Origin of the sequence: Bacillus sp. TH19 (assembly GCF_016651075.1) — a bacterium.
In the GTDB taxonomy this organism is placed as follows: Bacteria; Bacillota; Bacilli; order Bacillales; family Bacillaceae_G; genus Bacillus_A; species Bacillus_A mycoides.
In genome coordinates this window covers 113,651-138,106 of sequence record NZ_JAEKEO010000001.1, presented here as the reverse complement: position 1 = coordinate 138,106, position 24,456 = coordinate 113,651, and the positions used below count along the sequence as shown (strand labels likewise).

Annotated in this window: 20 protein-coding genes and 4 pseudogenes; 20 read left to right on the top strand and 4 right to left on the bottom strand. The window is 35.1% G+C overall.

All coding sequences use genetic code 11. The annotated features are described in order from the left end of the window. Nucleotides 1–24: 24 nt before the first annotated feature. The 3 genes from JFU54_RS00675 to JFU54_RS00665 all read left to right on the top strand — a co-directional run bounded on the left by JFU54_RS00675 (nt 25) and on the right by JFU54_RS00665 (nt 1,683). On the top strand, nt 25–486 hold the full coding sequence (locus JFU54_RS00675; RefSeq protein WP_002169666.1) for a CarD family transcriptional regulator: 462 nt from the start codon (nt 25–27) through the stop codon (nt 484–486). A 551-nt stretch (nt 487–1,037) separates the two neighbouring features. Continuing rightward, a complete protein-coding gene (locus JFU54_RS00670; RefSeq protein WP_000738549.1) occupies nt 1,038–1,184 on the top strand; it encodes a BC1881 family protein in 147 nt (48 codons plus the stop codon). Between the two features lie 265 nt (nt 1,185–1,449). Beyond that, nucleotides 1,450–1,683, top strand: coding sequence for a hypothetical protein (locus tag JFU54_RS00665; RefSeq protein WP_002131164.1), 234 nt, complete (start codon nt 1,450–1,452; stop codon nt 1,681–1,683). Between the two features lie 355 nt (nt 1,684–2,038). Here JFU54_RS00665 and JFU54_RS00660 read toward each other — a convergent pair whose 3' ends face one another. Beyond that, a complete protein-coding gene (locus tag JFU54_RS00660; RefSeq protein WP_002165394.1) occupies nt 2,039–2,314 on the bottom strand; it encodes a hypothetical protein in 276 nt (91 codons plus the stop codon). Nucleotides 2,315–2,713: 399 nt separating this feature from the next. Between JFU54_RS00660 and JFU54_RS00655 the strand changes: the two genes are divergently transcribed. The 6 genes and pseudogenes from JFU54_RS00655 to JFU54_RS00630 all read left to right on the top strand — a co-directional run bounded on the left by JFU54_RS00655 (nt 2,714) and on the right by JFU54_RS00630 (nt 6,952). Continuing rightward, on the top strand, nt 2,714–2,908 hold the full coding sequence (locus JFU54_RS00655) for a hypothetical protein (RefSeq protein WP_002128171.1): 195 nt from the start codon (nt 2,714–2,716) through the stop codon (nt 2,906–2,908). Between the two features lie 65 nt (nt 2,909–2,973). Next, entirely contained in the window at nt 2,974–3,285 is a 312-nt protein-coding gene (locus JFU54_RS00650; protein ID WP_000995770.1) for an ArsR/SmtB family transcription factor, read from the top strand. 120 nt (nt 3,286–3,405) lie between these two features. Next, on the top strand, nt 3,406–4,494 hold the full coding sequence (locus JFU54_RS00645; protein ID WP_201063444.1) for a saccharopine dehydrogenase NADP-binding domain-containing protein: 1,089 nt from the start codon (nt 3,406–3,408) through the stop codon (nt 4,492–4,494). A 171-nt stretch (nt 4,495–4,665) separates the two neighbouring features. Then, entirely contained in the window at nt 4,666–5,139 is a 474-nt protein-coding gene (locus tag JFU54_RS00640; RefSeq protein WP_003193530.1) for a GNAT family N-acetyltransferase, read from the top strand. Nucleotides 5,140–5,430: 291 nt separating this feature from the next. Then, a complete protein-coding gene (aiiA, locus tag JFU54_RS00635) occupies nt 5,431–6,183 on the top strand; it encodes a quorum-quenching N-acyl homoserine lactonase AiiA (RefSeq protein ID WP_078205170.1) in 753 nt (250 codons plus the stop codon). 82 nt (nt 6,184–6,265) lie between these two features. Further along, nucleotides 6,266–6,952, top strand: a pseudogene (locus tag JFU54_RS00630) (IS6 family transposase). 422 nt (nt 6,953–7,374) lie between these two features. Here JFU54_RS00630 and JFU54_RS00625 read toward each other — a convergent pair. After that, nucleotides 7,375–8,895, bottom strand: coding sequence for a sensor histidine kinase (locus JFU54_RS00625; RefSeq protein WP_201063442.1), 1,521 nt, complete (start codon nt 8,893–8,895; stop codon nt 7,375–7,377). Beyond that, complete coding sequence (locus JFU54_RS00620) at nt 8,892–9,578, bottom strand: response regulator transcription factor (protein WP_078205168.1); 687 nt, start codon at nt 9,576–9,578, stop codon at nt 8,892–8,894. The genes JFU54_RS00625 and JFU54_RS00620 overlap by 4 nt, the downstream gene beginning before the upstream one ends. A 239-nt stretch (nt 9,579–9,817) precedes the next feature. On the opposite strand from JFU54_RS00620, the gene JFU54_RS00615 reads away from it, so the two are divergent. From JFU54_RS00615 to JFU54_RS00570, 9 genes and pseudogenes are all read left to right on the top strand, one after another. Further along, the gene (locus JFU54_RS00615; RefSeq protein WP_201063439.1) at nt 9,818–12,082 is read left to right on the top strand and encodes an ArnT family glycosyltransferase; all 2,265 of its coding nucleotides are present in this window, start codon (nt 9,818–9,820) and stop codon (nt 12,080–12,082) included. Nucleotides 12,083–12,095: 13 nt separating this feature from the next. Then, nucleotides 12,096–13,076: a glycosyltransferase family 2 protein gene (locus tag JFU54_RS00610; protein WP_139359389.1), complete on the top strand. Its 981-nt coding sequence runs from the start codon at nt 12,096–12,098 to the stop codon at nt 13,074–13,076. Continuing rightward, the gene (locus tag JFU54_RS30295; protein WP_078205166.1) at nt 13,057–13,464 is read left to right on the top strand and encodes a GtrA family protein; all 408 of its coding nucleotides are present in this window, start codon (nt 13,057–13,059) and stop codon (nt 13,462–13,464) included. Before JFU54_RS00610 ends, JFU54_RS30295 begins: the two co-directional genes overlap by 20 nt. Nucleotides 13,465–13,693: 229 nt before the next feature. Continuing rightward, the gene (locus JFU54_RS00600; protein ID WP_151304135.1) at nt 13,694–13,924 is read left to right on the top strand and encodes a hypothetical protein; all 231 of its coding nucleotides are present in this window, start codon (nt 13,694–13,696) and stop codon (nt 13,922–13,924) included. Nucleotides 13,925–13,928: 4 nt separating this feature from the next. Further along, the gene (locus JFU54_RS00595) at nt 13,929–15,170 is read left to right on the top strand and encodes an efflux RND transporter periplasmic adaptor subunit (RefSeq protein ID WP_201038182.1); all 1,242 of its coding nucleotides are present in this window, start codon (nt 13,929–13,931) and stop codon (nt 15,168–15,170) included. A 4-nt stretch (nt 15,171–15,174) separates the two neighbouring features. Then, a complete protein-coding gene (locus JFU54_RS00590) occupies nt 15,175–15,897 on the top strand; it encodes an ABC transporter ATP-binding protein (RefSeq protein WP_078205163.1) in 723 nt (240 codons plus the stop codon). After that, nucleotides 15,878–17,017, top strand: coding sequence for an ABC transporter permease (locus JFU54_RS00585; protein ID WP_078205162.1), 1,140 nt, complete (start codon nt 15,878–15,880; stop codon nt 17,015–17,017). The genes JFU54_RS00590 and JFU54_RS00585 overlap by 20 nt, the downstream gene beginning before the upstream one ends. Nucleotides 17,018–17,912: 895 nt before the next feature. After that, nucleotides 17,913–20,254: pseudogene (locus tag JFU54_RS29355) on the top strand (type IA DNA topoisomerase); the annotation flags it as partial. Then, nucleotides 20,236–20,841, top strand: a pseudogene (locus tag JFU54_RS00570) (APC family permease); the annotation flags it as partial. The pseudogenes JFU54_RS29355 and JFU54_RS00570, both read left to right, overlap by 19 nt. Before the next feature lie 554 nt (nt 20,842–21,395). Here JFU54_RS00570 and JFU54_RS00565 read toward each other — a convergent pair. Further along, the gene (locus JFU54_RS00565; protein ID WP_078205159.1) at nt 21,396–22,271 is read right to left on the bottom strand and encodes a LysR family transcriptional regulator; all 876 of its coding nucleotides are present in this window, start codon (nt 22,269–22,271) and stop codon (nt 21,396–21,398) included. Between the two features lie 100 nt (nt 22,272–22,371). On the opposite strand from JFU54_RS00565, the gene JFU54_RS00560 reads away from it, so the two are divergent. Next, nucleotides 22,372–23,553 carry an MFS transporter gene (locus tag JFU54_RS00560; protein WP_078205158.1) on the top strand — a complete coding sequence of 394 codons (1,182 nt, stop codon included), beginning with the start codon at nt 22,372–22,374 and terminating at the stop codon, nt 23,551–23,553. A gap of 399 nt (nt 23,554–23,952) precedes the next feature. Continuing rightward, nucleotides 23,953–24,324: pseudogene (locus tag JFU54_RS00555) on the top strand (iron chaperone). The last annotated feature ends 132 nt before the right edge of the window (nt 24,325–24,456 follow it).

The following is a 24,456-nucleotide window of genomic DNA, read 5'->3' as shown; positions in this document are numbered from 1 at the left end:
TTACCATATATGGAGGTGGATTATATGTTTCAAATTGGCGATAACATTGTTTATCCAATGCACGGAGCAGGTATAATTGAAGCCATAGAAGAAAAAGAATTCTCTGGGAAAAAACAACAGTATTTTGTTATAAAAATGTCAATCAGTAATATGCAAGTCATGATTCCTATGGGTAAAATATTAAGTTCGAGTATACGCCCAGTTACTGATATACTTGCATTAAAACACATTATACACATTTTTCAGCATGGAGAATCAGATGAATTACTGCCGTGGAAACAAAGGTATAAAGTGAACACGGACAAAATAAAAACGGGTGAAATACAAGAAGGTGCTGAAGTTGTACGTGATCTAATGCGTATGAAAAAAGAAAAAGCACTGAATACAAGCGAAAAAAAAATGTTGGATAACGCACATGAATTTTTGATTAGTGAACTGGGATTAATTAAAGGGATCACTGAAAATCAATTAAAAAGTTTCTGTTAGGGTTCATTATAGATAATGTATTACATCCCCCAAAAATATCCTGAATTTTTCGGGAATATGATGATTATTAAAAGTAAATCATTTCAAAGACATTCAACTTCTTCAACTCACTTTTAGAGTAGGAACCTCTTTTGTTATTACTTCAATCTAATCCATTTTTATTTTTACATTTCTTTTACGAACGTTCGAAGTTTCATCAAATAACGCGATCAAATAGTCACTTGATTTTTGCAATCCTGATTCACACTGGCACGGACAAGGATCCGTAAGGATGAAAGAGAGGTAGGGCTTTCATTGTTTTAGGTAATATATTATCTAAGTCATTATTTCTAGAAGAAAAAACAATCGATCTCACCGCTATCTCTTTAAGAGTTCCTTACATCTACTGAGACAGTGAATAGGTAATTGTTTATCTCTTCTTTACGTAAAATTGATAAACGAACTGGTAACACCATATGGTCAACTACAAAAAATGGTTTCCAGACCAGGAAACCATTTTTAATTTCATTTACATAACAATAATAAATTAAGCAGTAAGAAGGAGTGCACACATGAAAAAAATGTTAACAAAAGAATTAAGTAATGAATTAAAGAAGCGGGAAGGGGTCATTTCTATTACAGTTGAGCCTTATGAAAAAATCGAAGTTGGTGGAATTCGTGTAGATGGACCAGCTGTTATTCTAATTAATCAAGAATAGTTGAATGCATGAAGAAAAGGATCAGCCTTTAAAAGAAGGGAGGATCCTTTTTGTTTGCTACTTTTATCTGATGTGTTGGAGTTAAAACGGAAGGAGAGGGTCGGGATTATCATGGTGGAAAGCTTAATATTGGTAGGATTTCTTTTTACGTTATATAAATTAGTTGATAAAAAAACAAGCTAATTATTTAAAAAGATATATTGTTTCCCTTTTAAGGGCGAGATTTATTTGATAGTGAAATGGATAATGTAAAGGAGGAATTTAGATGGATGCAAGGAAAGAACGCATAAAATACGAGAAGATGTCAAAGAACTATGAACATATTTATTTAGTTTCGTTGCTCCTACTAATTGTACTTGTTTGTAGTAGTGTGGTTATCATAGGAGCTACAGGGGGAACATATGGAGTGTTTTTGTTGTTAGCAATTTTACTTAACGCACGTATTACGAAAGAATCTCAAAAAAAGTATGAGCACTATTCTAATAAAGGGCGTATTTAAAATGATACATAGCCTGAAAGGAACAACCTAGATGTACATGCAAAGTATCCCTATATCATTACCTATTAACTAGTAAAAAAGAATCGTATATAAATAATTTTTTAGTAATTTAGGAATAGAAAACGTAACTTATTAAAATGTTATTTTCGTTCATATAATGAATTATCCTTCTAGCATATTTATAGGATTTATATCATATAGTGAGAGAAAGAATGTAAGTTAGAAAGGAGTCTTATAGAATGAGTTGTTTGGAGGGAAATGACTTTAGTGAACAAAATATGGTAAGTGTACCTAATCCCTTAATTTGATTTATAATAGATTGGCGTCATAGACGACCAAATAAAAACACAGGGTTTTATCTCTGTGTTTCTTCAAATTTTCGTTTTTGAATATATGCTTGCGCATGAATAATTTCTTCCTGAAGCTCTTTTAATTCTTTCATGGATTCTGATTCAATAACCATGTAAGTAGTAACTAAACTGATCATCATATCCATCTTCTCTACTATATTTTGAATGACCTGTTCAGATTGCTCTTTTTTAGGGTGTTGTATTGCCTTTAATACATTTTCCATATAATTGTTTTTTCTTTGCTGGATATCATAAATAAACTGTTTTGTGTTTGAGTTCATTTGTTGTTCCTCCGTTTTGGATATACTTCTATTCTATCATATTTGAATAGAAAATATTGGATTCCCCTAAATTCACACCTGTCTCGTACATCTCCTCAAACAAACATAGCTTGATGGCCATGGGGTACCGCCACATCGCTATCAAGCTAAGATTATACAACGTCAATTATAGTAGAGGTTGTTTCTTTTTTCTAAAGGCTACGTGTAGGGAACTTAAAGATTTGCATACGAAATAAACCCTAACGGGTTTCATTTTTTTGAATTAAGCCGCTTGATTATCAGACATGGCACAATTGTAAACGACACCTAATATATCAAAGACTGTATTCTTCTCATATCGATGAGATTTTCGCCCGTTTTTCTGTAGGAGGATAAACAGGAAAAGCAGGATCACTTGAGTTGGAAGCTTTTGATACAATCCGATATAGGCTTCGTGAATTTCATGGGTTTGCCCTGGTTGTAGCTGGAATGGATTTGGAAATTGTTACAGAAAAAAGACCCGCCATTCTTACAAATCTGGAAAATCGAAAATGGCTGTTTATGAAACTTTCTATATTTATACTTAAAGTTGGTGCTACTTCTTTATTGCATTAGATAGTAATGTAATTTATAATACGTTTAAATGATTAAATTCTTAAACGGAAGGTAATGTTAGCGAAATGAACTGTAATGATAAAGTAATGCATATTTTAGAAAATTTAAGACCATGTTTTCAAGGGTTGGGAGATCCAACTCGTCAGCAAATTGTATCGCTTTTAATTGATAAAGATAGCTTGAATGTGACGCAAATTGCGGAGCATATTCCCATGTCAAGACCTACTGTATCTCATCATTTGAAAATATTGAAACAATCAGGGTTACTTCGAGTTCAGAAAAAAGGCACTGAAATGTATTATTGTCTTGAATTTAATGAAACAATAAATCTTTTAAAAGAACTTGTTTCTTTAGTTGAAGATGAATGTAAGAATTAGGTACTCATTTATAGTTTAGGGACACATTTTGTCCCTTTTTTTAGCGGCATTACGTTAAAAGGTTTAAGTTTTTAATCGTTTAAACTTATAATCTCGTACTAATTAAAATGGAGGTTTCAGATGAATAAGAAAACAGTATTAATTGTTGGTGGGTATGGTGTTGTTGGTAGTCAAATTGCTCAAATTTTACATGATCGACATCCTGATTTGGAAATTAGATTAGGAGGAAGAACCTTAGGGAAAGCGTTACCTTTTGAATCAGAGAGAGTAAAAATAGTCACTGTAGACAACACAACAGATGATCCTTTAAGAAATTTGGATGATAATTTCACATTAGTTGTTAATGCGGTTAATGACCCGCAAGATAGACTACTGCTATCTGCAGTTCGAAAAAAAATTCCATTGGTTGACATTACTCGTTGGACTGAACGTTTTAAGAGTTCTATTGATCGATTAAAAAATGTTGAGGTCCAATCCCCTGTTGTATTAGCTTCGGGGTGGATGGGAGGGACAGCAGCCCTTTTTGCTAAAATGTATTCAAAAGATCTTCAAGAGGTTACGGTTGATATCAACGCACTATATTCTCTTCAAGACAAAGCAGGACCAAATTCGACAGCATATATGGACCGGTTAACGATTCCATTTGAAGTCAAAGCTCGAGAGGGAATGCGACAGGCTTATCCAATGACTGATCCAATCAAAGTCCGCTTTCCCAAAGGTTATATAACCAAATGTTATCGTTTGGATACTCCTGATCACGTAACCCTGCCAGAATCAATTCATGCTGTTTCGGCTAACTTTCGTATTGCTTTTGATAGTAAAATATCTACATATGGACTGGTTTCTCTGGTGAATACAGGGATTTGGAAAATGATTAGCGGAGAAAAATTTACCGATTTACGGAAAAATATTCTCTATAAACCCGGAAGGGGAAGTGCACATAACATAGTTATTCACCTTAAAGGTTATGATGCTACTGGTGTATTGCATAGACGATGTGTGAATATATCAGATCCGTTAGGACAGACACATCTTACTGCTTTAGGAGCAGCTGTCCAAGCAGAGAACATTTTACAAACATCTGATATTGTGGTTCCGGATTCTAAAATTTACTTTCCGGAAAATTTATTAGATTTGGGTATGAATGCATCTGTAATTTTAGATTTTTATAGGGAATATGGGGTTAATATTACGAAACAAAATATATAAAAGGTATCGTTATATTCGTGGTAGTACACATATGGCTATCAAGCAAAGAAGAGCAAATACCCCAAATAACTTAATGGCAGTTTAGTTTAATAAGAATCAATGGTAAAATGATGAGAATTAATTATGCTATGGGGCTGGTCAGTTGTAATTTTATAAAGGAGTTGTGAAAATTTGAAATATCGCAAAGCAAATATCGATGATATTGATAAATTGGTCGAGTTAAGAAAAAAGCAATTAGTTGATGAGGGGATAGAACCTAATATAGATATTGGTAGAGAACTATATGCTTTCTTTAAAAATAAACTAAGTGAAGGTACTTTAATTCAATGGCTAGTGGAAGATAATGAAGAAACTATAGCTTGTGGTGCAGTAATTTTTTATGAATTTCCACCTTGTTACACCAATAAGACTGGAAAAAAGGCTTATATCACAAATATGTATACTAATGAAAATTATCGTGGGCAAGGAATCGCAACAAAGCTGTTAACTAAATTAGTTGATGAAGTTAAGATTTCAGGTATCTCACAAATATGGCTTGGGGCTTCAAAAATGGGTAGACCAGTGTATAAGAAGTTTGGTTTTATGGAAACTGATGAATTTCTAGAATTAGGGTGTTTTTGCCCATCCACCGAAAAAGGGGAATAAGACAAGATATTCCAATGTGGAAAAGTAACTCTAAAATCAACCTTTATTGTATATTTTGGAGTTACTTGACGTTAACTTTTCTACGGAAAGTTGACACTTTTATCCTATGCCTAAAGGCGGACTGAATTCCTGCATAGGCTTTCCAATATCAATGAATTTGTAATGAAAAGTTGTGAACAATTGAAAAAATAATGGTTGAAATAATGAAAGGTGAGAAGGAGTTTATTTCTAATAAGCGAAATATTATATTGTATTGTTTTATCCTAAATTATTTGTAAAGGTGGATACATAATGACAGTAAAGAAGCTTTATTTCCTCCCAGCAGGTCGTTGTATGTTGGATCATTCTTCAGTTAATAGTACACTTACACCGGGTAAACTACTAAACTTACCTGTTTGGTGTTATCTTTTGGAGACAGAAGAGGGACTTATTTTAGTAGATACAGGTATGCCAGAAAGTGCTCTTAATAATGAGAATCTTTTTAAAGGTACAATTGTTGAAGGACAAGTTTTACCTAAAATGAATGAGAACGATAGGATCGCAAATATTTTAAAGCGTGCCGGATATGAGCCAGAAGATCTTCTTTATATCATTAGTTCTCACTTGCATTTTGATCATGCAGGAGGAAATGGCGTTTTTACAAATACACCAATTATTGTACAGCGTGCTGAATATGAGGTAGCACTCCACAGAGAGGAATATTTGAAAGAATGTATATTGCCGAATTTAAACTATAAAATCATTGAAGGGGATTATGAAGTAGTGCCAGGTGTGCAATTAATATATACACCGGGACATACGCCAGGGCATCAGTCATTATTAATTGAGACGGAAAAATCAGGTCCAGTGTTGTTAACTATTGATGCATCATATACGAAAGAAAACTTTGAAGATGAAGTACCGTTTGCTGGATTTGATTCGGATTTAGCTTTATCTTCAATAAAACGTTTAAAAGATGTTGTTAGGAAAGAAAATCCAATTATTTTCTTTGGACATGATATGGAGCAAGAAAAGGGCTGTAAAGTGTTCCCAGCTTATTTGTAATATAGCATATAAAAAGTGGTTCTGTTGCAAAGTTTTCTATATAAAGCTACACTCTAGAAAACAGGATTTAGGAGAATCAGACATGAGATATTTTAAAGGAAAACAATTCAAGAAAGATATTATTTTAGTAGCTGTCGGCTACTGCTGCTGTTTTTCTTTAAGTTATCGCGATGTATCTGAAATCCTGAAAGAACGTGGTATTTCAGTTCACCCAACAACCATCATGCGATGGGTTCATGAATATGGAAGCCTCATCTATCAAATTTGGAAAGCGAAAAATAAATCTGCACACTTATCTTGGCATTTGGATGAGACTTATATCAAAGTTAAGGGAGAATGGTGTTATCTCTATCGTGCAATTGATAAAGATGGACATACATTGGATATTCAACTTCGTAAAAAACGGGATCATTAGGCTGCCTATGCCTTCATGAAAAAATTAGTAAAGCATTTTGGAGAACCAACGGTTCTCACTACAGACAAAGCGCCAGCATTACTTTGCGCATTTAACAAATTAAGAAAACAAAGATTTTATCAAACTACAATCCATTGTACAATCAAACATTTAAACAATCTTATTGAACAGGATCATAGGCATGTAAAGAGACGTTTTGCTAAATCCGCAGGATTTCAAAATCTTCGTCATGCTTCACGTACGATAAAAGGTATCGAGACCATTCATGCCCTATATAAACAAAGGCGAAGTCTTCAAAGAGACTCCGCCTTTTCAACGTGCAATGAACTTCAACAATTACTAGCTACTCCCTAAACATTGTTCCTCATTTACCAACCTGTTTATGCTTTTTTCAAACTTTGCAACAGAACCCAAAGAATATGGAGAGGTTAGGATTGAAATATCTGGAGAACAAAATACATCCTTTTGCGGACAGTCCCAGGGAATTTGCAATGAAATTTAGAAGAGAAATATAAACAATAAAAGGCATAATTGCGTCTATCGATATAGGAAAAACATGCTTATGGCAAAAGGAGCACTGAGATTACTAAAAGTTACTCTATACAAATGAAGATTTTGAAGCGTATCATTATCTTAAAATGGATATTTCTACAATATGAATAAGTTTCAGAGTACTTGAATGAGTCATATGTATAATCCTTTGCTTTTAAATTGTAAAAAGTAAAAGAATACATGTCAGTAATAAACAAGGGAGAATTACATTTCTCCCCTGTTTATTACTGTTTTAGTGATGGCGAAATTATCGGTAGATACACATAAAAAGTCGTTCCTTCTCCAAACTTACTTTTTACAGATACTGTTCCTCCATGTGCTTGAGTAATAGTCTGAGTAATTGCAAGCCCTAGACCAGATCCACCATGCTGTCTTGTTCTGGAATCATCAATTCTATAAAAACGATCGAATACATAAGGAAGGTTTTCTAATTTTATGCCTGATCCATTGTCCTTTAGGGATATTTCTACTTGATTTTCTAAGACCATTAAAGAAATTGTTATTTTGCCTGTAGTAGAATCAGTATGTTGGACGGCATTATGAAATAGGTTTAAAATAATTTGTTTGATTTTATCAGCATCATAAGTACCTTTTACTCCTTCTGTTAGATCATATGATATCTGTCGATGTCCACCTAAAACGCTTAATTGTGGTTTCATCTGCCAGATAAGTTTGGTGAGATTGGTTTCCGATAAATGTAGTCCAGGCTCACGATCCATTTTTGCAAGAAAAAATAAATCTTCTACTAACTTTATAATGCGTTTTGATTCGCCGTGCATACTGTTTAAAGCATTATAAAGCTGTTCAGGACGATCAGCTGCGCCTCGTAATAATACTTCTAAGAAACCATGAATAGATGTAAGTGGTGTTCTTAGTTCATGAGAAGCATCGGCAATGAAACGTTTCATTTTCTCTTTTGTTTCTCTTTCATATTGAAAGGATGCCTCTAATCGCTTCAACATGTTATTATATGCTAAAGCTAATTGATCAACTTCTTCTTGTCCTTGGTGTGTAGGTAGTCGATCAGCCAAATTATCCGCATTCGTATTTTTTACTGCATTTACAATGTTAGAAAGAGGAATCAATGTGTTTTTTAGAACTGGTAAATATAGCGCTAAACCGATAAGTAGAGCTAGTACAGATAGAACAACGAATGTTAGTAATTGCTGAAATAGAACATCACGTAAAGGAGCAGTATCTGTTCCAATTTGAAGAATTTGATTAGGAACTTGATTAAAATCTCCATCGGAACCGTTTGGAAGACTCCGAATAGGTTTAAAAACAATTAATTGTTCAATCCCTTCTTTATTACGTACTACTTTATAGGTTACTTGTTTACGATTCGAGAACTGTTCTAATATTTTTGCATACTCTTTGCTTGATAACTTTGGAGAGGACATTCCAGTACTCTCTGCGAAGTCCTTATAACCACTAGCTGGTCCGATAATTGCAAGTGAAATATCTTGTGAAAACAGAAATCTTGGTCGATTAGGATCAGGATGTTTTTTTCCATTATTTTCCGAGTTAAAAGGAAGTAAATCTATTTCTGGTGGTAACGACATCATCTTCGCTCGTAATGTCTCGGCTTCATTTTTATACAGGAAGTCTTTCATTACCCAAAATTGTAAAAGACCAATACTCAAAAGAATAAGAGATAAAATAAATAATGTTCGAGTTAAAAGTTGCTTTCGTAGGGAGTGAGGCAGTAGCCTTTTGTTTTTTAAGAACTGGATTCTTTTAATCATGGTAAATCCACACGATACCCCGCTCCCCTAATTGTGCGAATGAGTCGGTGTTCTTTATCTTTTAATTTTTCCCTGAGTGAACGAATATACACTTCCACAATATTTTCATCACCTTGAAAATCATATCCCCATACTTTATCAAGTATCACACCTTTACTTAGTACAATCCCGTGGTTAATTACAATATATTTAAGTAGCTCGTATTCAGTAGGAGAAAGTTCCAAAATATCATCTTTAAATCGCAGTTCTTTTCTACGGTCATCCACTTTAAAAGGACCATAAATAATCTCGTTGAATAAATTAGGAAACTGATTACGAAGACGTGCGTGTATACGAGCAAGTAATTCATCAAAACTGAAAGGTTTAATTACATAATCGTCTGCACCTAATGTTAATCCTTTCACTCGATCATCTACTTCGTCTTTTGCAGTAAGCATAATTACGGAAGTAAGAGCGCCACTTTTTTTAATCATTCGACATACTTCAAACCCATCTGTACCAGGCATCATTACATCTAAGATGGCTATATGAGGCTGAAATTCTTGTACTAAGTTAATGGCACTTATTCCATCTGTCGCTTTTTTTACTACATACCCTTCGTTCATTAACCCGATCTCTAAAAACTGTAAAATATGGGGTTCATCATCTACTATTAATATTTTAACCCCTTTAAGAGAGTTCATGTTCTATGCCTCCTTTTTCTTCATTATTGTTAGTATCTACGATTATGCTTAAAATTTGCTGAAAGTCATTCAAATACCTGGTAGTTTTTTATTTTTTTGTCATTTTCTCTTTTAATACGAAAGATATTTCATGTATTCAGGAAACTTTCAGCTTATTTTCAAGTCCACTTCAGATAGAAGAAAGATAATACATTCAGGGCCTAGTTAACTTTATAAAATGATTAAGGAGTTGTAATTCTATGTTTTTACAATTGAAAAAACGATTTGATGTTCCTCTAATATTCATAATCTTGTTAGCACTTTTTTTAAATGGCTATAATATTTGGACGGATCACTATGTGAATACTTATTATACGACTGCAGTAGCAAGTATGCTGCAAAACTTTCATAATTTCTTTTTTGGTTCCCTTGATTCAGCCGGGTCAGTAACGGTAGATAAACCACCTGTTGCATTTTGGATTCAAACGATTAGTGCCTATATTTTGGGGTTGCACGGTTGGAGTGTAATTTTACCGCAAGCATTGGCTGGGATAGGATCCGTATTGTTGATTTATTTTTTAATTAAACCTTCTTTTGGTGTAGTTGCTGCACGTCTTAGTGCCTTAGCCTTTGCATGCACACCAATTGCAGCTGCAGTGAGCCGAACAAATAATATTGATAGCATGCTTGTATTTACTCTTTTGTTAGCTACTTGGCTCTTGTTTAAAAGTGTGAAGCGTGAAAGTGTTTGGAGTCTTTTAGGATCTTTCGCGGTAATTGGGATAGCTTTTAATATGAAGATGCTACAGGCATATATGATACTGCCCGCTTTTTATCTCTTTTATCTTTTATCTGCGAAAATAAACTGGAAAAAAAAGATTGGTTTCCTTACTGGGGCCACAGCTATCATGCTCGTTATTTCTCTTTCTTGGGCGGTAATTGTAGACAGTATTCCTGAAAATAAACGTCCGTATATCGGAAGTAGTGAAACAAATTCAGTTTTAGAATTAGCATTTGGTTACAATGGCATATCACGTCTTACTGGGAATCAGGGAGTACCTGGTGCGAAGGAACATCAACAATCGCCTCAAAATAATATGTGGGGAATGCCAAATGATGGCGCTGAGAATGGCAAACAGGAAGTTCCAGCAGATAAAGGAATGCCTAATGCAAATGATCAATCTCAACCACCTCAAGGTAACAATAAAGTAGTGCAGAAAGATAATCATCAAAATGGAGCTAATTTACCACAAGGAAATGGTGATAATGGTCAAGGATTCCAAATAAACAAAGGGGATGGTCCACCGACAGGTAAAAATGGTGGTCCAGGTGGCATGGCAGGCGGTATGTTTGGAACTGGAGAAAAAGGGCCGTTCCGTCTATTCCAGTCTGAATTATCCGGTCAGGCTAGTTGGCTGTTACCGTTTATTGCTATTGCTAGTATTAGTTTATTGGCTAGTGTAAGAAGAAATAATATAACCTTAAAACATAAAGAAGCTGTCTTTTGGCTCGCATGGTTAATTCCAGTTATGGTATTTTTCAGTATTGCTGGATTTTTCCATCACTATTATTTAATAATGCTTGCGGCTCCTATTGCAGCTCTATTTGGAGCTGGTTCGGCACAGCTTTTTGAGGATTATAAAAATAATACTGGTTGGAAGTCTTGGTTATTGCCAATTGCAGTTGTAGGAACAGCAGGTTTCCAATGGTATATAATGCATCCTTACAGTGATGTCATTGGAGCTGAGTGGCCACTTTGTATAGCAGTAGCCGGAATTATCATGACTTTCGTACTTGTTTTGTTCAAGGGTAAGAAGATTGTATTGCCTTTTACGCTGCATATTGCAGGATTACTTATATTATTAATCGGACCATTGTATTGGGCTGCTACGCCGATTACATATGGTGGAAATAGTATGCTCCCACAAGCGGGCCCAAGTTCAGATGATGGTAAAGGGGCTTTTCCAGGAGCAATGCCTGGATTTTCTGGACAAGGAGGACCGGGTGATAACGGACTTCCAACTGAACGAGAATATATTGAAAAAGATTATGCTTCACCAGAAGATCACATGCAAATTCCAAACCCTAGTAGAAAATCTTCAGGATTACCAGGAAGCAAGCCAGGAGGTATGGATAACGAGAGTTTAGATGATAAAACTTTTTCATATTTAAAGAAAAACAATACTGGTGAACAATACTTATTTGCTACAACAAGTTATCAAACCGCAGCTCCTTACATTATAGATGAAGGAGAATCTGTAATAACGATGGGTGGATTTTCTGGTTCTGATCCAGTGTATTCTGTTGAAAAATTAAAAGAGTTGGTAGTAAGCGGGAAAGTAAAGTACTTCCTCATTTCAAATGAAGGAATGAGGGGCGGGAGTTCTGAAGTAACGAAATGGATTCAAGAAAATGGTGAGAAAATACCTTCTGATGAGTGGAAGACAAAACAAAATGGTGGAAAAGAAGGTATGAATATGGGTGGTCCTGGGCGCTCAAATACTTTATATAAAATAACTTTGTAAAGGAGTGGTTAGAGTGGAAAGCAATATATGTTATTCAATAATCATCCCCATGTATAACGAAGAAGCTGTTATTGAAGAAACGTATCGAAGATTGAAAAGGGTCATGAAAGATGCAAATGGTACGTATGAATTACTATTTATTAACGATGGAAGCCAAGACAAATGTGCGGATATTATAAAGCAATTTATGATAGGTGATAAGACAGTGAAACTCATCGATTTTTCACGGAATTTTGGTCACCAAATTGCAATTACAGCTGGTATGGATTATGCAAATGGGGATGCAGTTATCATTATTGATGCTGATTTGCAAGACCCACCAGAGCTAATTTTACAAATGATTGAAAAATGGAAAGAGGGGTATGAAGTAGTCTACGCAAAACGAATGAAGCGTAAGGGTGAAACATGGTTTAAAAAGTGGTCAGCAAGCACGTTTTATCGCGTGCTTCGCGCCTCCACAGATATTGATATACCAGTAGATACGGGAGATTTTCGCCTTATGGATCAAAAGGTATGTAAAGAAATGAGAAAGATAAACGAAAATAATAGATTTGTTAGAGGATTAGTTAGTTGGATCGGATTTCGTCAAATAGCAATTGAATATGTTCGAGATGAAAGAGTAGCAGGTGAAACCAAGTATCCCCTTAAACGAATGGTAAAGCTATGCCTAGATGGGATTCTGTCTTTCTCTTATAAACCTTTGAAGTTAGCAATTTATTCAGGTTTACTTCTTTCTAGCTCAGGCTTTCTATACTTTATATATGTGCTATATCTTACTTTATTTACTGAAGTAACTATGAAAGGGTGGCCTTCCATCATTAGTATTATGTTAATTTTTAATGGGTTTATGCTATTTATGTTAGGCGTTATCGGTGAATATATTGGGCGAATTTATGATGAAACAAAAGGGCGACCTTTATATATTGTTCGAGAATTTTATGGGGAACAGGAAAGTGAAAAATTAGCGATCCAACATGAGACAGCGTATGAATAAAGACTTAATACGAATTTTTAAGTTTTTAATAGTAGGTATACTGAATACGGGCATAGATATAGTAATCTTTTCATTACTTGTCATGGGGGACGTGCCCATATTACTGGCGCAATCAGTCTCCTATTGTTGTGGTGTAGCTAACAGTTACTTACTGAATAGGGTTTGGACATTTGAACAAAAAAGAAGTCAAGTTGCAGCATTTAAATTTATGTGTGTTAATCTTTTAAGTCTTATTGTAGTATCTCTAATACTAAGAAGTATGTATGATACCTTGGAGCAGTCGTTGATTGTCTCTAAAGTGACTGCAACTTTGATTGGTAGCTTAATAAACTATGTAGGATCGAGGTATTGGGTGTTTCATACTTCCCACACTAAACAAGTGAATTAAGATGCGATGTAATGAAATGAATTGTTTTCTATTATTATATAGATGTAACATATGGAATTGGCAAGAACTATATAAACTTTTGCAGTGAAATCGTGTGGCTAATTTTTTGTTTTTTTATTGCAAAAAACTTTCGTAAGAGATTTTACATGTAAGGTTGAACTTTTAAGAAAAAGTTAAGGAATGAAAGTCACAATGGGCTTATCAAAAAATATACGAGGTGGAATAAAAAATGGAACAAACGAAACAAAAGTTAATACAAATTTTACTCATAGTAAATTTAGGGATTAGTGCGTGTGCAGCTATCGGAGTAGGCTATGTAGCTTACAAACAAAGTAAAAGTCCGGATTTTTCAGAGATGGGCTCAAGAGGGCGCGATAAGATGTTCCCGGGTAATGGTAATGGTCAATTCCAGCCGGGGCAAGAACAATCGGGGCAAACTCAACAATGGGAAGGAGAATAGAATTTTGAAAAAGTGGATTATCATTTCAACCATTATTGTTGTAATAGGAGGAGCAAGCACTTGGTTCTTTTTACATAAAACAGATAAAACACAAGGTGTTGTGGCTGCATCTCAAACAACGACAGTGCAACAAGGGAAACTGGAAGTAGCAGTTAGTGGATCGGGTTCGGTTACAGCAAATACAGATCAAGATGTAACAGCGAAAGATACAATCCTTATTGTGGATAGTATAAGTGTAGCGGCTGGAGATACAGTAAAAAAAGGTGACACACTTGTAATATTTAAAAATGGTGCTGTTGTTACGGCTCCATATGATGGGGAAATTAAATCAGTTAGTGCGAAAAAAGGCGGCAAAGCGTCACAAGGAACAATTCTTCTTCGTATGGAAGATGCAAATGGATATACATCACCTGTAACGAGAGGGAATAATAGTGCAGGTTCGGATAAAGCAAGTGGTGGAAGTGGCTTGACAGCTGATAGTGTTAGTGTGAAGGAAGGTGATGTTGTAGAGGCAGGTGCAACACTCGTAACCTTTACAGATGGAAGTATTTTGCAAGTTCCAGTAACTGGGACAATTACAAGTCTTTCTGTTGCAAGCGGTGATTCTGTACAGGCTGCGGATCCAATTGCACACATAACAAATTACAACGCTTTGCAAACAACGCTTAGTGTTGATGAATTAGATGTACCGAAAGTAAAAGAAGGTCAAGCGGTAACAATAACAGCAAGTGCATTCGGAGAGGAAACATTTAGCGGAAAGGTAACAAATGTAGCAACAAAAGGAACAGCTGAAAAAGGCGTTTCTACATTTGACGTAACTGTACAAATTGAAGATCCGAAAAATATGAAAATTGGTATGTCGACTGAGGCAAGTATCTCAATAGAAAGTAAAGAAGACGCATTATACGTTCCAGTAGAAGCGGTGCATACAAACGGAAATGAAAAATATGTACTAGTTCCTACATCTTCAGACGATGCGACACAGTCAACAAAAAAAGTGACAGTAGAAACTGGTATTTCAAATGATACGCATGTAGAAATTACAAAAGGGTTAGCAAAAGGAGATACGGTGCAAATACCGAGAATTCAATCTAAAGGGAATTCTTCTCAAGGACCTATGATGATGCCTGGCGGAAACTCTCAAGAGGGATTTGGTGGCGGCAATTTCCAAGGAAGACCTGGTGGTGAGTTTGGAGGAAGATCTAACGGCGGAGCTCCAGCTGGCGGCGGACAAGGAGGGCGTTAATATTATGGTAGAGCCAATTATTCAAATAAAGAACATGAAGAAAGTCTACGAACTTGGCGGCGAAACAGTAATGGCTCTAAAAAGTGTTTCCCTCGATATTCAAAAGGGGGATTTTATCTCTATCATAGGACCATCAGGCTCTGGAAAATCAACATTTATGAACATGATCGGATGCTTAGATCGACCGGATTCAGGTGAATACTTACTAGATAATGAAGAGATAGGGAAAATGAAAAGCTCTCAACTTGCAACTATTCGAAATGAAAAAATCGGTTTCATTTTTCAAAATTTCAACCTTATAGCGAAGCTTACAGCAGTTGAGAATGTCGAGCTTCCACTCATTTACCGAGGCATGAAAGCGGGAGAACGAAGAGAAACGGCATTAGAAGCATTACGAAAAGTAGGATTGGCAGATAGAGCGAATCATTTGCCTTCTCAATTGTCGGGTGGGCAACAGCAACGTGTTGCAATAGCACGTGCGTTGGCTGGACAGCCTCCTATTCTACTAGCAGATGAACCGACTGGAGCACTTGATAGTAAAACGAGTAAAGAAATATTAGGAATTATGAATTCATTAAATGAGCAAGGGCATACCATTATTCTTATTACGCATGATTTAGATGTTGCAAAGAAAGCAAGCCGTGTCGTTCGGATTCACGATGGACAGCTCTATGAGAATGGAGGTGAATGGTTTGCAGACACTCAAAATGGCACTGAAAAGCATTAGAGCAAATAAAGTTAGAGCATTCTTAACGATGCTAGGGATTATTATCGGTGTATCCTCTGTTATAGTCATGGTTGCGATAGGACAAGGATCGACAAAAGAGGTACAAGATCAAATTGGCAGCTTAGGTACAAATGTATTGACTGTAACAGTTACGGATTCAGATGCTACATTTAAAGAAACGGACGCAAAACAAATTCAGGATATCGATGGTATTAAAGCAATTGCACCAACAGTGTCAGGAAGAGTAACAGTGAAACATGAAAAAACGAATACACAAGTATCAATGATTGGAACAACTTCTTCTTACTTAGAGGTCCGCGATTTAAAGCTGCAATCTGGTCGTTTCATTGCAGACTTAGATCAGGGGAATCATTCAAAAATTGCAGTACTTGGTTCAGACACAGCACAAACATTATTCGGTTTAGGAGACCCGGTCGGTAAATCAGTAAAAGTGAACGGAACATCCTATAAAGTTGTTGGGGTTCTTGAATCAGTGGGAAGTTCATTAGGAACAAGCGGAGATAGTACAATTATTGTCCCTCTTAGCACCGGACAGCGTTTAGCTGCTACTACGAATGTTGGGACAACATATGTGAAGGTGAAAAATGAAGATATGATTAATTTCATATCGACCCGCATTGAAAGAACGATGCATTCAATCTTAGGTGATACTGATAGTTATAGTGTATCAAGTCCAAAAGATTTAATGGAAACTGCGTCATCAGTCAATGATACTATGACATTAATGCTAGGCGGAAGTGCAGCAATCTCTCTTATCGTAGGCGGGATTGGTATCATGAATATTATGCTCGTATCAGTTTCAGAACGTACGAAAGAAATAGGCATTAGAAAAGCAATTGGAGCAAAGCGTAAAAATATTCTGCTTCAATTCCTTATCGAAGCAGTTGTGTTAAGTTCGTTCGGTGGAATAATTGGAATAGGGATTGGGGTAATCAGTGCTCAAATATTTACACTAGCCACAGGTACAACAATAGCGTACTCTATACCGGTTATGCTGTTATCATTTGTTTTCTCTTTATTAGTTGGAGTTGTATTCGGTGTATTTCCGGCGAATAAAGCGTCTAAACTTGACCCAATTCAAGCACTACGATATGAATAGAAAAAACAAAGCGATCGTGTCCAGCGATTGCTTTGTTTTTTACTATATAAGAAAACAGGATTCTAAAAATGTAATTATATAAAAAGATACTGATTCATAAAGGAGTAGTAATAAATACATCGAAGTTGATATTATCTTATGTGAACTACTCGCCACTTAGCAAAGCTTGAAGTGGGAGCTTCTCAGTTCCACGACGAAAGTACCCTTTCGTCTCCCTGAGCGTTACTTCGGGGTGTTCCACCCCTAGATGTCCAACGCTTGGACGCTCTTTTGGTACGGTTGATATTTTACGCAGGAACCGAATGGCTTGGTTTTCGCACTCTATTTTCTTCCTGCAACCTCATATATCAAGTTATCAAAGAACTTCATATAGCTAGTTTATCAAAAGTTTTTGGCTATGCCAAACCGAAATTCATCTCCCACCTACCGTTGGGCTACGCCCTTTACACGCTTGAGGAAGGAGAATTCTTTTGGGGAATTCGTTAAAATAGATAAAAGTATATAAAGGAAGATTCGATATTTTAGGTTATTTTGGGCTGGGAAAATTATTTATCATTAATATTTCGTAAGCCATAAGGTACGTTTTACAACTTACAGGTAAAAGAATACTCTTTTATAGATGAAGGTACTTTTTATGTCAGGTATTGTAATTGTTAAAAAAATATGAAGCATAAAAATCCAAAAGAAAAAAGTTCTTTACTCAAGTTAAACTTTAGACCTAATTTTCTCTTGAAATAATGAGTAAAAAAATTCTTTATTTAGTCAGGAAATATAGAATTTCAATAATTATTAGTAAAGAACTTTTTTACTTGGGGACAAAACGAAGACAGAAGGGCGTTATCAAACCTCATGTTATTGTACTATGAACACCATAAGATTACAGATAACACCGAAGTTTATGTTAGAGCATTTACCTTTAATTTATCAGTCAGCTTATAAGGTGAAACAAGAAAATGCTGAACAATTACAAATACTTGTTAAACTGCTGCAACGACATGATGTTGACCATGCGGTTAACATATGTGACGCGGACCGCGAAGGAGAGTTAATCTATAGGGAAGTATACGAATATGCAGGAGTGAATAAAAAGCAATCTCGTGTATATAAATCCTCTTATGAAGCGGCAGAACTAGAGGTAGCTCTCAATCGATTAGAAAGCGCATCAAAATACGATGGACTGGCGTATTCTGCTAAAGCAAGACAGTACTTGGACTATCTATTAGGTATGAACATAACGAGGGGATGTACAACGAAATTAGCACAGAATAAGTTCTTGCTATCCTCTGGACGTGTACAGATGTGTTTATTAAATGAGATACGACAACGTGAGGTAGCGATTGAAAATTATAGAGAGCAATCTTATTATCATCTGCAACTAGTAACAGATTTAGGACTTACTCCGGTTATGAAAACAGAAAACCAGGTGTTAAACCCATCGCCATTAAGAAGTTTGGGAGAAAACTTGAAAGGTCAATATCTCGTGGTGGAAGAATTTAAAGAAGGAAATCGAAAGAAGAACCCTAAATTATTATATAACTTAACGGATTTATACAAAGATGCTCATGCTCATCTGCAGATTAATGCAGAAACCGCAAGAAAACATATTCAGAACTTGTATGAAGAAGGATTTATTACCTATCCACATTCTTCTTCTAGGCATTTACCTACAGAACAAGTAGAGCGTGTGAAAGGTGTTATGCACTCATTAGCAACGAGTCACTATTCGTCATTGGTACAACTAGTAGATATCGAGGCAATTAATACAAAACATAAAACATTCAATGATGAGCTTGTATCAAGCCATTTTGCTATCATTCCGACAACAAAACAATATAACGGGGGAGACCGTCCAGACATTGAAAAACAGCTATATGATCTTGTAGTAAAACGCTTTGTGGGTAATTTCATGAGTCCTGCAGTGTATCTAGTAAGAGACGTATCGCTTATTGACTCGATGGGTGATATCTATCAAACAAAAGAAAGTGTACTTAGGGAAAAAGGGTTTCTAGAAGTATTTCAAGAGGAAAAAGAAGAAGAAAGTGTGGAAGCATTTAAAATTCCTATTCTGCAGAAAGGACATGAACTTCAAATCTGCGATTTTGAGTTACTTGAATCCAAAACAAAGAAACCCGCGCTACACACAGAAAGCTCAATTCTGACTTTCATGGAAACAGCTGGACGCAAAATTGATGACGAACATTTAAAAGAACTGATGAAAGGAAAGCGAATTGGAACCGTTGCAACCGAAGCGACTTTTATCCCAGCTTTAAATGAGAAGAACTATATAGCCATTGAAAAAAGGAAAATTACTACAACTCCAATTGGTCGTGCTTTTATTGAACAATTTCCTGTCCAACAAGTCAAAGATCCAATACACAGCTGAAATGGAAGGGATGATATACCGTATTGAAAAGAATGAAATGAGTTATGAAGACTTCATTTTACATACAAATGCGTTTGTACAAAAAATAACGCAAGAGATTATAAAAATTCCTGATACCATTTCGTACAATCTAATAGAGACCTGGAAGCAACAAATAGAGGTTTGCCAATGTCCTTGTAGAAATGGAATTATTTTAGATAGGGGGGAATTTTTCGGTTGCAGCAATCACCCGAACTGTAATATTGTCTTGCCAAAAAATAAAAGAAAAAGCGATTCCTGCAGCACAAGTTAAAAAACTGTTTGAAGAGAATAAAACGTACATTATAAAAGGATTTAAATCTAATGGCAAAGAGTTTTCTGCTTATCTAGCATTTATTAACGGTGAAATCAGCTTTAGTTTGCCTACAGTTGAAGAATTATCGCTAGGTCAGTGTCCAAAGTGTCAGAAGGGACAAATTCTAAACCGCAAAACGTTTTTTGGGTGCTCAGAACATCAAAACGGATGCGATTTTATGTTGCCAGCCAAAATTAAAGGCAAGAAATTATCCGATAGCCAGATTAAAAAACTAGTGAATAATAATGTAACAGACTTCATTAATGGTTTTAGTGGGGAAAAAGGAGAATTCACAGCTGCAATTAGATTAAAGCCGGACCTTAGCATTTGTTTTGAATTCCCAAACACAGATGATCGTACGGTAGGTAAATGTCCTTTATGCCAAGAGAGAGTAATAATAGGTAAAACGAACTATTTGTGTGAACGTTATAAAAAAGGTTGTGATTTCATTATTTCAGGTACGATACTTGAAAAAAGAATCACAACAAGTCAGATCAAGAAGTTGTGTGCCTTGTTATGACAGGGATGGTTTCCTATAAAGAATTAAATGTACCTGAAGCAATGGCTTATGTAATGGAAGTAGTAGGACAAGGTAAGGTCGCTGGTGTAATTGCTGTAGGAGCTGTCATTGGTCTTATGGCTGTTATTTTCTCTTCTATGTATGCAGCAACACGAGTATTCTTTGCAATGGGTCGTGATGGACTGTTACCCAAATCACTCGCGAAAATTAATAAGAATACTGGAGAACCGACTTTTACAATAGGCTTGGTGGGAATAGGAAGTTCTTTTATAGCTGGGTTTATTGATTTAAAAGAATTAGCGAATTTAGTTAATATTAGTGGTTTGGTAACGTATTCAATGGTGGGAGTATCAGTTATTATCCTTCGCAAAACTCATCCGAATTTTAAGCGCGGCTTTAGGGTACCATTTGTACCTATATTGCCAATCATTTCAATTGCAAGTTGTGTATTTTTGATGTTAAATTTACCATTAAGAACATGGTTGTACTTCTGCATTTGGATAACTATTGGAGTAATAATATATTTCGTTTATTCAATAAAACATAGTAATTTAAATGAGAAACCAATTTCAAGAGAAATTAAATAACTGTAGTCCTTTTGAATTTAGAGCCAAGATTGTTTAAGGAAAAGGTATCTAAGGTACTTGTAAGTATGAATGCTAATAACCACAAAAGCAAAGGTTATAGTGTCAATAAAAGTGAACGTTTTGTAATTAATTTATTTAAAAACTCCTCTAACATATTAGATATGTTAGAGGAGTTTATTTTAAACATTTTTTAGTAATTAGGTCTTGATAACGAATGGAAAGTCGTAACGTTTATAAAAAAGTTTGATCAAAAATCCTGCTTGAAATGCAGGATTGTTCTTGTTTAATAAACGGGTCATTATATGGAATAAGCAGAATGATCAACCAGAAATAAATGGGCTGAATTTATAATAAGATTAGGTAAGATAGCAGAAATTAAATGTCTTTTTTAAAATATAAAATTGGAGAACTTTTTAAAATACTTTTTTAGAAATGGACTTATTTTGGTTTGAAAGGAAGACGTAAATTCCGATCAAACCAAGTCATCATTCAAAATGGATTCCTATTAAAGCATTTATAGTAATGTGAATCTCCAATAATAAATTAGAGTAAAATTATGAAAGACTATAAACCTCGGTTGCTACTTTTAAAAAGGATTGAACTGCCGGGGGTGTGTCCTGTTTTGACATACAAGCTAATGCTATTTTCCTTAAACTTGCTAATTGTAACCTTTTTGTGTAAATATTTGGCTGAGTTTTAAGAAATAGCTCTGAACCAACTGTAACCCCAAGACCTTCATTAACCATGTTTGCAATCGTATTACAATCCTGCACTTCAAAGCGTACATTAGGCTGTACCTTCGCTTTCTTAAAAATTGCCTCTATATATAATTGATACATTCCTTTTGGCATAATCAACGGTTCGTTATTCAAATCCTCAATTTGAATAACGTCTTTCCCTAAGAATCTTCCGTTATCCGGGAATGCTACAGCTATTGTATCTTCAATAAGTGGAACGGTATCAAATTCACAATCTAAATCATGTTCAATTATAAATCCGACATCAATTACCCCCGTTTTAAGCCATTCAATAATTTCTTCATAGGATCCTTCAAATAATTTCAATTCAATTTTGGGATATTTCCTATGAAACTTTGAAATGATTTTCGGTAAAAGACATGCTGATGCACTTGTAAAACTTCCAATGCGAATCGTTCCTATTTCTAAATTCGCTTGTAAGGCTATTTCCTGATTAATATGTTCCATTCTGTTTAAAATTTCACGGACCTGAATTAAAATTTTAGTTCCAATTTCAGTAAGAGCTAAATCTTTTCCTTTTTCTCTGATTAAAAGATTAACTGCCCATTCACTTTCAAGACTAGCGATGGCATGGCTGACAGCCGACTGTGTTATGTGCAGGGCTTTGGCTGCTTTCGTAAAACTGCTAAGCTCGACAACTTTAGAAAAAACTTCGAAACGCGCAATTGTCATGAGTTTTTACTCATCTCCTATATTAAAAATATCAATTTTACTCATGATAACATGTGTTTTAAACTAGGGAAAGAAAAAGAAATTAGTGGGAGATGAATTTATGAATAAATTAATGATATATCTTTTAGCGTTAGGGGCATTCTTAACTGGAACCGCAGAATTTGTTGTTTCTGGTGTTCTAGAAATTATTGCTAAAGATTTAGATGTTTCAATATCAGCGGCAGGACAATTAATTTCAATATATTCCATTTTCTATGCATTAGGAGCGTTCTTTTTAGTGTTATTAACAGCTAAATGGGATAGAAAAAAGGTTCTTTCAATTTCTTTGTTCATCTTTTTCATTGGAAATCTAATTGCATTTTTAAGTTCCAACTTTATTCTGGCGATGCTATCACGGATTATATTGGCGATGAGTGGCGGATTGTTCACGGTTGTCGCAACAAACTATGCTGCTCACCTAGCATCTCCTGACAAAAAAGGTAAAGCGATGGCCACAGTTACTACAGGTTTTACTATATCACTAGCATTTGGGGTACCTATTGGGACTCTAACTGCTGCGTATATAGACTGGCATTATATTTATCTCATTATTGGAGGATTAACGCTTATAAATTTGCTCTTGTTAAACAGGTTAGTTCCCAAATTAGAAGCAGAAAACTCAATTCCACTGAAAAAACAATTATTGGTAATAAAAGACAAGAAGGTTATAGCAGGACTTTTAACAACTGTATTTTGGATATTGGGATATACCTTGGTCTTTGCATATATTTCGCCAATCTTGAGTCAGGGGGCAAATTTTACAATTGAGTTGATTAGTATATCATTATTTTCATTGGGTATTTTTGCTTTTATAGGTACTCAAGTTGGTGGAGTAATGGCAGACAATTGGGGATCGGTTAAAGTCATTACCTGTAGTTTAATCGTTAATGCCATATCTTTATTTTTAATGAGGCCATTTTTAAACTCAACAATTGCTATTTTGCTTATCATTATAATTTGGGCGTTAGCTACTTGGACAACAACACCTGCAATGCATGTTTATATGATTTCATTGAAACCACAGACCTCAGAAATTTTGTTGAGCTTTAATATAACGGTGATGAATATTGGTATGTCCATAGCAGCTGGTATAGGAGGAATGGTAATTAAATACACATCAACTTTAAATCTAAGCTGGATTGGTGGAGTGATGGTTATAATAGCATTGGCATTATCTTATTATTCGTTTGCAATAGATAAAAAACAACATAAAGAGAAAGAACAAATTTGTATCAATAGTTGACTTTTAAAAACGGGGAGCAGTAACATGAAAAAGTTCCAATTCTTACAATAGATATTTTCTCCCGTGGATTTGATGCTTATGTAGCGGGTTTTCTTCTCGAAGTTAGTGCATCTTATCAGTTTGTAGTTGCTGCATCTTTAAGAACAAAATTAAACAGCGTTATTATATATACACACAATGAGGTTAGATTATAAAACAATTGTGCATATAGAAAAAGTTAAACTTAAAAAAGAGTCTGCGGACTTTGTCGAAATTGAAGAAGAAGAAAAAAACTATGGCTGAATAAAAGTCGATTTTTGAGGTGTTTAAGTATCCTGTCATAGATACGGATGAAGTTGTGAATGGAGGCATGAAAAATTACATCGTTCAAAAATAATTTTTATTTTAGGAGAAAATGACATGGAAGTTTTCACAAAATATTTAGCGCATATTGATAACCCGCAACATCGGGACCGAACGGGAGAAGTTTTGGTTTGGGTAACCAAGAAATTTCCAAATTCAATGCCGAAAATTGCGTGGAATCAGCCTATGTTTACCGATCACGGTACATTCATTATTGGTTTTAGCGTAGCCAAACATCATTTGGCTTTTGCACCTGAAAAGGCAGGGATTAATCAATTTTCTGAGGGGATTGTGCAGGCTGGCTATGATCACACCAAGCAGTTGGTACGTATCCAGTGAGATAGTCCGATTGATTTCTCATTACTTGAGAAAATAATCGAATTTAATATTTTGGATAAGGCAGCCTGTTCAACTTTTTGGCGGAAATAAAAAATCGGATTATCGAGGGTTCGGTTCGATTAATTTTAATCAAACTTTTTTCCAAAGTTACACCCAAAAACAAAAAAATGAGCTAATTTCTCAAGATAACTAACTGTAGAGAAAGAGAATTTTCATTTTGGG

Coding starts and splice junctions, on each gene's coding strand:
- JFU54_RS00675 (WP_002169666.1), top strand. CDS start 25: ATGTTTCAAATTGGCGATAACATTGTTTATCCAATGCACGGAGCAGGT.
- JFU54_RS00670 (WP_000738549.1), top strand. CDS start 1,038: ATGAAAAAAATGTTAACAAAAGAATTAAGTAATGAATTAAAGAAGCGG.
- JFU54_RS00665 (WP_002131164.1), top strand. CDS start 1,450: ATGGATGCAAGGAAAGAACGCATAAAATACGAGAAGATGTCAAAGAAC.
- JFU54_RS00660 (WP_002165394.1), bottom strand. CDS start 2,314: ATGAACTCAAACACAAAACAGTTTATTTATGATATCCAGCAAAGAAAA.
- JFU54_RS00650 (WP_000995770.1), top strand. CDS start 2,974: ATGAACTGTAATGATAAAGTAATGCATATTTTAGAAAATTTAAGACCA.
- JFU54_RS00645 (WP_201063444.1), top strand. CDS start 3,406: ATGAATAAGAAAACAGTATTAATTGTTGGTGGGTATGGTGTTGTTGGT.
- aiiA (WP_078205170.1), top strand. CDS start 5,431: ATGACAGTAAAGAAGCTTTATTTCCTCCCAGCAGGTCGTTGTATGTTG.
- JFU54_RS00625 (WP_201063442.1), bottom strand. CDS start 8,895: ATGATTAAAAGAATCCAGTTCTTAAAAAACAAAAGGCTACTGCCTCAC.
- JFU54_RS00620 (WP_078205168.1), bottom strand. CDS start 9,578: ATGAACTCTCTTAAAGGGGTTAAAATATTAATAGTAGATGATGAACCC.
- JFU54_RS00615 (WP_201063439.1), top strand. CDS start 9,818: ATGTTTTTACAATTGAAAAAACGATTTGATGTTCCTCTAATATTCATA.
- JFU54_RS30295 (WP_078205166.1), top strand. CDS start 13,057: ATGAGACAGCGTATGAATAAAGACTTAATACGAATTTTTAAGTTTTTA.
- JFU54_RS00600 (WP_151304135.1), top strand. CDS start 13,694: ATGGAACAAACGAAACAAAAGTTAATACAAATTTTACTCATAGTAAAT.
- JFU54_RS00590 (WP_078205163.1), top strand. CDS start 15,175: ATGGTAGAGCCAATTATTCAAATAAAGAACATGAAGAAAGTCTACGAA.
- JFU54_RS00585 (WP_078205162.1), top strand. CDS start 15,878: ATGGCACTGAAAAGCATTAGAGCAAATAAAGTTAGAGCATTCTTAACG.
- JFU54_RS00565 (WP_078205159.1), bottom strand. CDS start 22,271: ATGACAATTGCGCGTTTCGAAGTTTTTTCTAAAGTTGTCGAGCTTAGC.
- JFU54_RS00560 (WP_078205158.1), top strand. CDS start 22,372: ATGAATAAATTAATGATATATCTTTTAGCGTTAGGGGCATTCTTAACT.